The sequence below is a fragment of the Actinomycetota bacterium genome (genome assembly GCA_035640355.1).
In the GTDB taxonomy this organism is placed as follows: Bacteria; Actinomycetota; UBA4738; order UBA4738; family HRBIN12; genus CALGFI01.
In genome coordinates this window covers 62211-74506 of sequence record DASQWI010000012.1, presented here as the reverse complement: position 1 = coordinate 74506, position 12296 = coordinate 62211, and the positions used below count along the sequence as shown (strand labels likewise).

At 67.8% G+C, this 12296-nt stretch carries 11 protein-coding genes; 5 read left to right on the top strand and 6 right to left on the bottom strand.

The window, feature by feature from the left end; all coding sequences use genetic code 11:
- On the bottom strand, positions 1–693 hold a 693-nt coding region (gene mreC, locus VFA08_07240), incomplete at its 3' end, for a rod shape-determining protein MreC (GenBank protein ID HYZ13387.1).
- Between the two features lie 13 nt (positions 694–706).
- Positions 707–1792, bottom strand: a complete 1086-nt coding sequence (locus tag VFA08_07235; GenBank protein HYZ13386.1) for a rod shape-determining protein — start codon at positions 1790–1792, stop codon at positions 707–709.
- Positions 1793–1955: 163 nt separating this feature from the next.
- On the opposite strand from VFA08_07235, the gene VFA08_07230 reads away from it, so the two are divergent.
- The 5 genes from VFA08_07230 to fabF all read left to right on the top strand — a co-directional run bounded on the left by VFA08_07230 (position 1956) and on the right by fabF (position 6338).
- Positions 1956–2876, top strand: coding sequence for an ACP S-malonyltransferase (locus VFA08_07230; GenBank protein HYZ13385.1), 921 nt, complete (start codon positions 1956–1958; stop codon positions 2874–2876).
- A gap of 133 nt (positions 2877–3009) precedes the next feature.
- Positions 3010–4011, top strand: coding sequence for a beta-ketoacyl-ACP synthase III (locus tag VFA08_07225; protein HYZ13384.1), 1002 nt, complete (start codon positions 3010–3012; stop codon positions 4009–4011).
- Positions 4008–4745: a 3-oxoacyl-ACP reductase FabG gene (gene fabG, locus VFA08_07220; GenBank protein HYZ13383.1), complete on the top strand. Its 738-nt coding sequence runs from the start codon at positions 4008–4010 to the stop codon at positions 4743–4745. The genes VFA08_07225 and fabG overlap by 4 nt, the downstream gene beginning before the upstream one ends.
- Positions 4746–4839: 94 nt before the next feature.
- The gene (gene acpP / locus VFA08_07215) at positions 4840–5088 is read left to right on the top strand and encodes an acyl carrier protein (protein HYZ13382.1); all 249 of its coding nucleotides are present in this window, start codon (positions 4840–4842) and stop codon (positions 5086–5088) included.
- A 5-nt stretch (positions 5089–5093) separates the two neighbouring features.
- Positions 5094–6338 carry a beta-ketoacyl-ACP synthase II gene (gene fabF, locus VFA08_07210; GenBank protein ID HYZ13381.1) on the top strand — a complete coding sequence of 415 codons (1245 nt, stop codon included), beginning with the start codon at positions 5094–5096 and terminating at the stop codon, positions 6336–6338.
- Between the two features lie 8 nt (positions 6339–6346).
- Here the strand turns inward: fabF and VFA08_07205 are convergent, their stop codons facing one another.
- The 4 genes from VFA08_07205 to valS are packed head-to-tail and all read right to left on the bottom strand — an operon-like array spanning position 6347 to position 12237.
- Positions 6347–7963 (bottom strand): serine hydrolase, encoded by a 1617-nt coding sequence (locus VFA08_07205; protein ID HYZ13380.1) that lies wholly within the window; start codon positions 7961–7963, stop codon positions 6347–6349.
- Positions 7960–8367 (bottom strand): nucleoside-diphosphate kinase, encoded by a 408-nt coding sequence (gene ndk, locus VFA08_07200; GenBank protein ID HYZ13379.1) that lies wholly within the window; start codon positions 8365–8367, stop codon positions 7960–7962. The genes VFA08_07205 and ndk overlap by 4 nt, the downstream gene beginning before the upstream one ends.
- Positions 8364–9656, bottom strand: coding sequence for a Mur ligase family protein (locus VFA08_07195; protein HYZ13378.1), 1293 nt, complete (start codon positions 9654–9656; stop codon positions 8364–8366). The genes ndk and VFA08_07195 overlap by 4 nt, the downstream gene beginning before the upstream one ends.
- A 4-nt stretch (positions 9657–9660) precedes the next feature.
- The gene (gene valS / locus VFA08_07190; GenBank protein HYZ13377.1) at positions 9661–12237 is read right to left on the bottom strand and encodes a valine--tRNA ligase; all 2577 of its coding nucleotides are present in this window, start codon (positions 12235–12237) and stop codon (positions 9661–9663) included.
- Positions 12238–12296: the final 59 nt, after the last annotated feature.

Here is a 12296-nt window from a genome sequence, read left to right as displayed (position 1 = left end):
GACACCGGGGATACGGAACCCCGCCGTGACGACGTTTTCGTCGGGCATGACCTCGGTGTCCGCGTCGACGAGCTCCATCCGCAGGTCATCCTCGCCATCGCCGACGAGGAGCCCGGGCTCGCCGGAGCCCTCGAGCCGACCGGCGACCGCGGAGTCGGGGTCGATGATCAACCGAACGACCGACGAGCTCGGACTGGTACGGACGACGTGGCCGGCAAGTCCGCCGCTGGCAATGACGGGCATATCCTCAGCGACCCCGTCGCTCGAGCCGTGGTCGATCTCGATCGTCCACTCGAAGTTCGAGACGCTGTAGGCGATCACCTCGGCGGCGAGCGTCTCGAGCCGCCGGCTGAGGCTGTCCTGCAACCCAAGGATCGCCTCGAGCTCCGCCAGGCGCGTCTGATCCGAGCGCACCTCCCCGAACTCCGCTCGAAACTCCGCGATCTGCTCCCGCGCGTCCTCGAGCTCGCGCCGGATCGACGGAAGACGGACGAGCGTGGAGAAGAAGTTGCCGATCGGCTGGGTGACCTTGGATACCGCTTCTTGCAACGGGCTGATCAACGTGAGCGCCGTGTCGCCCGCAGCCGCGAGCGGGCCGCCGTCGCCCTGGCGGTAATCGATCGTGATCGTCACGAGCGACGCCGAGACGAGCGCGACGACGAGGAGGCGAGTGCTCCGCGCGCGGGTGCGCATGGCCACCGCGCCGTTACCTCCGCGAGGGGCTCACCAGGACTCGCTGAAGGACCTCGAACTCCTCCAGGCACTTGCCGGACCCGATCGCCACCGACGAAAGCGGGCTCTCGGCGATCCGAACGGGCATCCCGGTCTCGTGGATGAGCCGCTTGTCGAGACCGCGAAGCAGCGCTCCCCCGCCGGTCAGCACGATGCCTCGATGCATCACGTCGCCGGCCAGCTCCGGCGGTGTCCGGTCGAGCGTGGTCTTGATGGAATCGATGATGGCGGTCACCGGCTCCTCGATCGCCGTGCGGACCTCGCCGTCGGTGATCTGGATCGTCTTCGGAAGACCGCTGACGAGGTCGCGCCCGGGGATCTCGGCGAGCAGCTCCTCCTGCATCGGGTACACCGACGCGATCGAGAGCTTGATCGCTTCGGCGGTCCGTTCACCCAGGAGCAGCGAGTACTCCTTCTTGATGTGGTTGATGATCGACTCGTCGAGCTCGTCGCCCCCGATCCGAACGCTCGTCGATGTCACGATGCCACCGAGCGAGATGACGGCGACCTCGGTGGTGCCGCCGCCGATGTCGACGATCATGTTTCCGGCGGGCTCGTGGATCGGAAGGCCGGCCCCGATCGCGGCGGCCATCGGCTCCTCGATGATGTAGGCGCGACGGGCGCCTGCGGCGATCGTGGCCTCCTCGACGGCGCGTTGCTCGACGCCGGTGATCCCGCTGGGAACGCACACAACGACCCGCGGCTTCGCCAGCAGACGCCGCTTGTGCACCCGTTGGATGAAGTAGCGCAGCATCTTCTCGGTGACGTCGAAGTCGGCGATGACGCCGTCCTTCAGTGGTCGGACGGCCTGGATGTGCGAGGGCGTGCGGCCGATCATGCGCTTGGCCTCGTTGCCGACCGCGAGGATCGCGCCCGTGAGCGAGTTGATCGCCACGACGGAGGGCTCGTTCAGCACGATGCCGTGCCGCCGAACGTAGACGAGCGTGTTCGCGGTCCCCAGGTCGACCGCCATGTCCTGACCCAGGAACCCGAAGACCCCCTCGCCCGCGTTTCGACGGCCCGGGGATACGGGAAGAGTGCGCTGAACCCTCTCGGCCATAGGTTCCGGCCTGTTCTACAGGAGCCCTGAAGACGGTGGCAACTCTCGATACACGGTCGAGCCGATGTCGAGCGTTACATCCCGCATGACCTGCGGTTTCCCGACATCTCGACCACTGCACTAGGGTTCGAGACGCTTTCAAGCGTCGCTTCAGACATCGCAGATGACGAACGCAGCCGTCGTGTTCCCTGGTCAAGGTTCACAGTTCGCGGGCATGGCCGATGCGTGGACGCAAAACGACGCGTCTCGAACGGTGCTCGATGACGCCTCCGCCGTGATCGGGCGCGACATCGTGGAGGGATGTCGCGACGAGAGCGCGCTCGAGACCACCGAGTTCGTACAGCCGGCGCTGCTCGCGATCGACGTCGGCGCGTTCCGCGCGCTCGAGAACGAGGGGGTGGGATTCGTCGGCGCGGCGGGCCATTCCCTGGGCGAGTTCGCCGCGCTCGTCGCCGCCGCCGTGCTGGATCTCGACGCTGCGCTGCGGATCGTGACGGTCCGTGGACGCGCAATGCAGGCGGCCGGCGACGAGCGTCCGGGAACGATGACGGCGTTGCTCGGCGTCGGCGCCGAAGACGCCGCGGCGCTGTGCGACGAGGCGCGCGGAAGCGACGTGCTCATCGTGGCCAACGAGAACTCACCCCAACAAGTGGTGATGAGCGGAAGCGTCGCCGCGATCGAACGGGCGGAGACCCTCGCAGCGGAACGAAGGGTCCGCGCGGTGCGCCTGAGGGTCGCCGGTGCCTTCCACTCTCCGCTGATGGAAACGGCGGTCGAACCGCTCGGCGCGACGATCGACGCCGCCGAGTTCCGAGCGCCACGATTCCCCATCGCGGCGAACGTGACCGGGGAGCTCGTCGCCGATCCGGAGGAAATCCGTGCGTTGTTGAAACGGCACGTGGTGTCACCGGTTCGGTGGGAATCGTGCGTGAGATCGCTCCTGGCGGCCGGGGCCGAGGTGTTCGTCGAAGCGGGTCCGGGCGACGTTCTGACGCGCCTTGCCAAGCGCGTCGTCCCGGGAGCGCGGGCCGTCGCAGTGGGCTCACTGAGCGAGGCGTCGGCGCTCGCCGCCGAGCTGCGCTGATCGCCAAAGGGCTACGGCCTTCGTCCGGCGATATCCTCGTCGCTCGATCGGCAACGCGCCGCCGCTCTGCGAGGCGCGCGGGGGTCGCACGTGAGCGAAGCGATGTTGCGAACCCCACGGCCAGGAGGGATCGATGAGGTCGCGTCACGCAACCATCGTGGGTGTTGGCTCCGTGCTGCCCGAACGCGTAGTGCCCAACGCGTACTTCGAGACCCTCGTCGAGACGAGCGATGAATGGATCCGCGAGCGCACGGGCATCTACGAGCGGCACTTCGCCGCGGAGGACGAGGCGACCTCGGACCTCGCCGCTGCCGCGTCGAGGATCGCCCTCGAGGGCGCAGGAATCGCACCTGAGCAGCTCGACCTGATCGTCTGCGCGACGCTCACTCCCGACACGCCGATCCCATCGGCCGGCGTGTGGGTGCAGCGAAAGCTGAACATCACAACGCCGGCGTTCGACGTGAACGCCGCGTGCGCGGGATTTTCGTATGCGATGTCCGCGGGGGTCGCGTTCATCGAGTCGGGACAGGCCGAGACCGTGCTCGTGATCGGCGCCGAGGTGCTTTCGCGAGTCATGAATTTCACCGACCGCGGCACGTCGATCCTCTTCGGTGACGGCGCCGGGGCCGTCGTCATGCGTCCCTCGGAATCGCCGGGTGTGATCGGATCGGTACTGGGAGCAGACGGACGTTCGGCAGAGATCCTCTTCATTCCCGCCGGAGGTTCTGCGAGGCCCGCGTCGCACGAGACCGTCGACGCCAGCGAACACGCGATCTGGATGCCGAACGGCCGAGAGGTCTTCAAGCGTGCGGTGGTCGAGATGTCGAACGCGTGCCGTCAGCTCTTGGAGAAGTCCGGATACACCGCGGAGGACGTCGACCTCCTGATCCCGCACCAGGCGAACTCGCGGATCATGATTGCGGTCGCCGAGCGCCTCGGCGTCCCGATGGATCGAGCGGTCGTCGACGTCGCCGAGATCGGGAACACGTCGGCCGCTTCGATCCCCATCGCGCTCGACCGCGCTTGGCGGGCCGGGCGTGTACGGGAGGGAGACCTGGTTCTGCTCACCTCGTTCGGCGCAGGGCTCGCCTGGGGTGCGAACCTGATCCGCTGGACCGGGCCGGCGGCATCGTGACGTCGAAGGTCGCCGTCGTCACCGGCGGATCGCGCGGGATCGGCCGAGCGTGCGCCGAAGCGCTCGCCGGTGCCGGGTGGAGCGTAGCGATCGGTTTCCGAACGAGCGACGCGGACGCCAAGGAGGGTCTCGAGGCGATCGAGGGGGCCGGAGGCCGCGGGGCGATCGTTCGCCTGGACACACTCGACGAAGGATCCGTGAACGAGGCGTTCCGCGAGGTCGCCAACACGCTCGGGCCGATCACGGGACTCGTCAACAATGCGGGGTTCTCGAAGGATGGCCTTCTCATCACGTACGCGATGGAGACCTTCGAGCGAACCCTCGACACGAACGTGCGCGGCGCCTTCCTATGCAGCCGGGCGGCGATGCGCGGCATGCTCCGCGCGCGATGGGGTCGAATCGTGAACATGTCGTCGGTCGTCGCCCTTCGGGGCAACGCCGGACAGACCGCGTACGCGGCGTCGAAGGCTGGTCTCGTCGGTCTCACGAAGTCGCTCGCGCGAGAGGTCGGCGGCAAGGGGATCACGGTGAACGCGGTCCTCCCCGGACTCGTGATGACCGAGATGACCTCGCACCTCGACGACCGCGCCCAGTCGTATTACCTGGACCAGACGCCCCTCGGAAGGACCGCAACGCTCGAGGAGATCGCGAACGTCGTCCGGTTCCTCATGTCCGACGAGGCGTCGTACGTCAACGGCGTTGCGATGCCGGTCGACGGAGGACTCACCGCGTAGTGAAGACGCATAGTCGGAGGAGGCGGCGACCTCCTAGCATGGGCCGCGTGTCAGAGACAACCAACTGGATAACGCACAGGACGGGAGGAACATGGTGGAGAAGGAAGAGATCGAGGCCCGAGTCCGCAAGGTCTTGGCCGAACAGCTGGCCGTCGACGAATCGCAGGTCGTTCCCGACGCGCGGTTTGCCGAGGACCTGAACGCGGACTCGCTCGACCTCGTCGAGGCCGTGCTCGCACTCGAAGAAGAGTGGAGCATCGACATCCCCGAGGAAGAGATGGAGGGCGTGAAGACGGTCGGGCAGGCCGTCTCGCTCGTCCAGCAGAAGCTCGGGGGTTCTTGACGCCGATGGCGTCTCGCGACGCGCGACGCGTCGTCGTCACCGGCATCGGTCCGGTCACCCCGGTCGGAACCGGCATCGACGAGTTCTGGAACGGCCTGGTCTCTGGACGCAACGGCATTCGCCAGATCACGGCGTTCGAAACCGACGACCTCCCGGTGAAGGTCGCCGGGGAAGTGCCGGACTTCGATCCAAGCCCGTTCCTCGATCCCAAGGAGGCCCGGCGCACGGATCGGTTCGTCCACTACGCGATGGCCTCGGCGGCGCTCGCGTGGGAGAACGCCGGCAAGCCCGAGGTCGTGTCCGATCGCGCCGGGGTCGTGTTCGGCACAGGCATCGGCGGCATCGAGACGCTCCTCCAACAGCACACGGTCCTCCTGAACAAGGGAGCCGGACGTGTGTCACCGTTCATGGTGCCGGCGCTCATGGCGAACGCGGCAAGCGGGCACATCGCGATGCGGTTCGGTTTCACCGGTCCGAACCTGTCCACGGTCTCGGCATGCTCCTCCTCCAATCATGCGATCGGCGAGGCGATGCGGTATATCCGCGACGGGTACCTGGACCTCTGCATCGCAGGCGGTTCGGAGGCGGCGACGCTCCCCCTGACGGTGGCCGCGTTCGCGCAGATGACGGCACTGACGCGCAACCCGGATCCCGAGACGGCCTCCCGTCCGTTCGACAAGGCCCGTGATGGGTTCGTGCTGTCGGAGGGGGCATGCTCGCTGGTGCTGGAGTCGGAGGAACGCGCCCGCGAACGCGGTGCGCGGATCTACTGCGAGGTCGCCGGCTACGGCGCCTCGGACGACGCGTTCCACATCACTGCCCCCGATCCCAAGGGCTCGGGGGCGGCGCTCGCGATGAAGTGGGCGCTGCGCGACGCGAACGAGGAGCCGAACGCCGTCTCGTACGTGAACGCCCATGGAACGTCGACGCAACTGAACGACGCGGCCGAGACGGCGGCGATCAAGGCCGTGCTCGGGGACGAGGCAGCGCACGGCGTGGCGATCTCCTCGACCAAATCGATGACCGGACACATGCTCGGCGCGGCCGGCGCCGTAGAGGGAGCGGTCTGTGTGCTCGCGATCGTGAAGAGCGTCGTGCCTCCAACGATCCACTACGAGACACCCGATCCCGAGTGCGACCTCGACTACGTCCCCAACGAGGCGCGCGAGATGGACGTGAGGCTGGCCCTGTCGAACTCGTTCGGGTTCGGCGGGCACAACGCAGTCATCGCGTTCCGCAAGACCGAGTAGCGGATCCGCTACGGCGTGAACATCCGATACATCGGCTCGCCGTCGTAGATCGCGCGCGTCGCACGCCCGTCGATCACCGCATCGAACCGGATCCGGTCGGGCGACCACGACTCGCCGACGCGGAACGAACCACTCCCAAACGGTTCGAGCGGACGTTCGTGGTAACGAGCGTTGTCGGACGCGTTGTCCTGAAGCCACAGCGCGCCGTCCCGAAGGAACACACGGATGTTCGGCTGCCACGGATCGTGCGTTCGGTAATGACCGACGAACGGGTCGAGCTCCGTGGGCGCCGGCGCAGATTGTGGTTCCCCGTCACGGACGTACCGATCCGGACCGTGGTCGAGCACGGTCGGCCGCCCTGGGGACGAAAGGGCAAATCGAAGAACGAACCGGTCGAGCTCGCGATCGTCGACGAGGAACGAACCCGAGTCGGGTGAGTCGAAGGGGACGAGCTTCGCGTCCCGCTCCCCCGCGAGGACGAGCCGGTCGGCATCCGCCCGAACCTCGAACGAACGCCGCTCCCCGCGGTACAGGCCCGCGTATCGCTCGGCGCCGGGAATGCTCGCCTCGTCGGCAGGCTCGGGGATGTCGGGGAGCGCGTCGCCGGCGGCGGCCGCAGCGAGGGTCGCAAGGGCGAACCGGGCCAGATGGATCCGCGGGCCCATCCCGTTCGCGCAGATCGCGACGCCAAACCCCGTCTGCGGCTCGCACAGCGCGAGCGCCACGTAGCCGATCGTCGATCCCGAGTGGCCCAGGAAGCGCTCCTCGGCCCATTTCAAGCCGTAGCCGTAGACGTCGCCCGGCGTATCGAGGTCCGGGGCGATCGGTCGCGACATCAGCTCGAAGCTCTCATCCGTGATGACACCCTCACCGCGGTTCAGCACCAGTCGCACGTACCCGGCGAGCTCTCCCGCCGTCGCGCAGATCGTGCCGTCCGCGGTTCCGCTCTCGGACCACACCGCGGGCGCGAGTCCGTGCGCCGGCTGCCACGGCCGGTCGTCGAACGGAGCGCCGTACCCGACCGCGAGGGTCGGCCGAACGTCGTGCGTGGTCGTCGGCGGCGATTCCTCCATCCCCGCGACGGCCATGACGCGTTCGCGAACGACGTCGAACCACGGCCGGCCGGTGATCCGTTCGAGGATCAACCCGAGCGCCTTGTAGCCGTGGTTCGAGTACCAGAACCGCTCCCCGGGCGCGAACCCCGGCTCGAGCTGGTGAAGCGACCACACCGCGTGCGTTCCCTCGCCGGTGACCTCCGCCCCGATGACGATTCCGGCCGTGTGCGACAGCAGGTGGTGAACGGTGATCGGCGCATACGGCGAGGCGATCTCGAGCCACGGCAGGTAGTCGGTTACCGGAGCGTCGAGATCGAGGTTGCCCGCCTCGCGCTCCTGTAAGAGAGCCATCACGGTGAAGCCCTTGCTGATCGAGCCGATCTGGAACCGATGATGCGACTCGACCGGCGTACGTGCCTCGGCGTTCGCGAAACCGCGGCACACCACGGCGAGCGTTCGGTCCCGGTCCGTCAACGCGATCTGCACCCCCGGGGCGAGGAGCTCGCCCATCCGCCGGTCGAGGTACGCGCGGATCCGTTCGTCGAGCGCGTCGACGTCCACGCGGGTCACGAGCCGAAGAAGAGCTTGAGCTCCCGCTCCGCGGACTCGGGCGAGTCGCTGCCGTGCACGATGTTCTCGGTGATGACGAGCCCCAGGTCGCCCCGGATCGTCCCGGGCGGCGCTCCTCTCGGGTCGGTCGGACCCATCAGCGTGCGCCAGACATCGATGGCGTTCTCGCCCTCGAGGCGCGCGACCACGACCGGGCCCGACGTGATGAAGTCGACCAGCTCGGCGAAGAACGCCTTGTCTCGGTGCTCGCCGTAGTGCTCCTGAGCGAGCTCGCGGTCGATCGTCGTCAGGCGCATCTCGGCGATGCGCAGGCCTTTCGATTCCGCCCGACGCAAGATCTCGCCGACGAGGCCGCGACGAACCCCATCCGGTTTCACGATGAGCAGCGTCGACTCGACGGTCATGGTTGTGAGCTCCCGATCAATGCGTCGCGTGCGGCCGCGACAGTGTACAGAGAGCCCGTTACGAGAATGAGGTCGGCGGGTGTGGCCACGGCGCGCGCCGCCGCGAGCGCCGAGGTGACGTCGTCGAACGACGTCGCCGGAACGCCGTTCGACTCGAGGACCTTTGCGATCTGGGAAGCCGGACGCGCCCGAACGCTGGTGGTGGTGGCCGCGTAGGCGGCGTCGGCGAGCGGCGCGAGCCGCTCGACGACGCCGCCCACGTCCTTGTTCGAGAACGCCGCGATCACCAGGTGCAGCCGCTCCCACGTGAACGACTCGACGAGCGCCGCGGCCAGCGCTTCGGCCGCGGCGGGGTTGTGCGCGCCGTCCAGCACGATGAGTGGGTGACGAGCGATCACCTCGAGGCGGCCCGGTGAGGTCGCGGTCGCGAATGTCTCATGTACGGCCCCGTCCTCGAGCGCCTTGCCCAGCAACGCTTCCGTGGCGACAATGGCCGCCGCCGCGTTCCGCGCAGCGCACTCACCAAACAGCGGAAGCACCAGGTCGTCGTAGGCGCCGTGCAGCCCTTGCACCGCGATGGCCTGGCCGCCGACGGCCGGGACGCGCGCATGGAGGTCCCAGTCGCGGTTCTCGAGCATGAGTACTGCGCCCACGTCCGCGCTCCGCCGTTCGAGAACATCGAGCGCTTCGGGCACCTGCTCACGGACGACGGCGACCTTGCCCTCCTTGATGATCCCGGCCTTCTCGGTCGCAACCTCGGCGACCGTCGACCCCAGTTCGGGATGGTCGAGGCCGATGGGGCATACGACGGCGACGTCGCCGGCGATCAAGTTCGTGGCGTCCCACGTCCCGCCCATGCCGACCTCGAACACGGCGAGCTGCACCGGCTTGTCGGCGAACCACAGGAATCCGAGCGCGGTGAGCGTCTCGAAGTACGTCGCGCGTCCGACGCGCCGGTCGATCGTCTCGAGGACCGGCAACAGGTGCTCGTACTCCTCGGCGAACTCGCTCTCCGACAGCGGCTCGCCGCAGATCTGGATCCGTTCGGTCACCGATCGGAGGTGCGGCGATGTGAACAAGCCCGTAACGAGCCCATGTGCACACGCGAGCGCCGAGACGAGGCGTGCGGTGGTCGTCTTGCCGTTCGTTCCCGTGACATGGATCGTCGGGTACGTTCGCTGTGGTTCGTCGAGGAGCTCGGCGATCGAGCGGATCCGATCGAGATCCGGCTTCGGCATGTGCTCGGGTTGCCGCGCGTCGAGGTCCGCGAAGACGTCGGCGAACCGCACGTGATCAGCCTTCCGGCGAGAGAACGACCTCGACGGACGGCTCGGCGGCATCGACGTAGTCGATCACCGCGACGTTCCCCGCCTCACGCACGTCGCGTTCCACTCCACGGATCAGCTTCAGCCGAGCCTCGCCATCGCGGACGATGACCCGGTCTACTCCGGTTCGCAGCGAGCGCTTCGACAGTGCCTTCGCCTTGCGAACCTCGCCCAGCACCCACGCCGCCACGTCGTAGACGACGCCGTCACCACCGGCCGATGCCTCGGCGAGCTCGCCGGCCGTCGGCCACGACGACCGGTGGATCGAACCCGAACGCCACCACGACCAGACCTCTTCAGTCACGAACGGCAGCACCGGCGCGAACAGCCGAAGCAGCACGTCGAGCGCGAGACGGAGCGACGCCACGGCTGAGCCGGCGGCCTCCTCCCCGTGCGACCCGTACGCGCGGCTCTTCACGAGCTCGACGTAGTCGTCGGTGAACCCCCAGAAGAACCGCTCGGTGACGTCGAGCGCGCGCTGGTGCTCGTAGTCCTCGAACGCTTGAGTGGCCTCGTCGACGACCTCGGAGAGACGCCTGAGCATCGACCGGTCCAGGGAGTCCGTGATCGCACCGTCTTCGGCCTCGAACCCCAGGGCGAACCGCGAGGCGTTCAGGATCTTGATGGCGAGCCTTCGGCCCACCCGGATCTGGTCGTCCTCGTACGCGGCGTCGATGCCGAGACGAGCGCTCGCCGCCCAGTACCGAACGGCGTCAGCGCTGTGCCGCTCGAACACTTCGATCGGCGTGACCACGTTGCCTTTGGACTTCGACATCTTCTTTCGTTCGGGATCGAGCACGAACCCGCTGATCGTCGCGTGCCTCCACGGCACAGAGCCATGTTGAAGATGCGAACGCAGGACCGTGTAGAACAGCCACGTGCGGATGATGTCGTGCGCTTGAGGACGCAGGTCCATCGGGAAGACGCGCGCGAAGAGGTCGGCATCGTCTTCCCATCGCCCCGCGATCTGGGGCGACAACGACGACGTCGCCCAGGTGTCCATGACGTCGGGATCTCCCGCGAACCCTCCCGGCACGCCGCGCTGTCCCGGCGTGTACCCGGGCGGGACATCGTCGGCCGGATCGATCGGAAGCGACGCCTCGTCCGCGAGGATGGGATTCCCGTGATCCGGTTCCCCCCGCTCGTCGAGTCGGTACCACACGGGAAACGGCACGCCGAAGAAGCGCTGCCGACTCGCCGCCCAGTCGCCGTTCAATCCGTTGACCCACGATTCGTAGCGAGCACCCATGTACGGAGGGTGCCAGTGCAGCTCGCGGCCTCGTGCGAGTAGCTCGTCGCGGAACTCGATCGTCTTCACGAACCACTGCCGGCTGGTGATGATCTCGAGCGGACGCTCGCCCTTCTCGTAGAACTTCACGACATGCCGGATCGACCTCGGCTCGCCGGCGAGCTTGCCCGCGTCGGCGAGCAACTCCGCGATCCGCCCGCGCGCCCGCTTGACCGTTTTCCCCGCGAGCTCTGCCATCGCGGCGTTCGCCCCCTCCGGGTCGAGCGACTCCCATCCCGGCTCGCCGAACCTCCCCGGTGCGATGGTTCCATCCCGCCGCACCACGACCCGGGTGGCCAGACCGAGCTCGCGCCACCACGTCACGTCGGTCACGTCGCCGAACGTGCAAATCATCGCGATGCCCGTGCCCTTGTCCGGGTCGGCGAGCTGGTGGGCGACGACGGGAACGGGCACTCTGAACAGCGGCGTCACCACCGTCGAACCGAACAGCTGCGAGTGGCGCTCGTCTGACGGATGCGCCACGAGGGCCACGCACGCGGGAATCAGCTCGGGGCGCGAGGTTTCGATATCCACCGAACCGGTTCCGTCCTCCCGGTCGAACGCGACGCGGAAGTAGCGCCCCTCCACCTCCCGGTCCTCGATCTCCGCCTGGGCGACGGCGGTCTGGAAATCGACGTCCCACATCGTGGGCGCTTCGGCCGTGTACGCCTGACGGTCACGAACGAGACGGACGAAGGAGCGCTGTGACGCCCTTCGAGCGACGTCCCCGATCGTGGTGTACGTCTGAGTCCAATCGACCGAGAGCCCGAGACGGCGGAACAGCGCCTCGAACGCCTTCTCGTCCTCCGCCGTGAGGCGCTCGCACAGCTCGATGAAGTTGCCACGCGAGATGGGGATCGTCTCCTCCCGCGGTTGGAAACCCGACGGATCGAAGTCGGCGTCGTGCGGGAGTGACGGATCACACCGGACGTTGAAGAAGTTCTGAACGCGCCGCTCGGTGGGAAGACCGTTGTCGTCCCATCCCATGGGATAGAAGGGCTCGTCGCCCCGCATCCGGTGGAAGCGCGCGACGAGGTCCGTGTGCGTGTACGACAGCACGTGACCGACGTGGAGGCTTCCGCTGACCGTCGGGGGCGGCGTGTCGATCGCATAGATTTGCTGGCGCGACTTCGAGCGGTCGAACCGGTACGTGCCCTCGGCCTCCCAGCGTTCGTCCCACTTCGCCTCGAGGCCGTCCAGGCTGGGCTTGTCGGGAACGGTCCTCGTCCGCGCCCCGGCTTCGCTCGTCGAGCTCACGCTGCGAGTCTATCGACCGCCATATCGGTCTCGGCCCACGATCACGTCCGGCCCGCGCC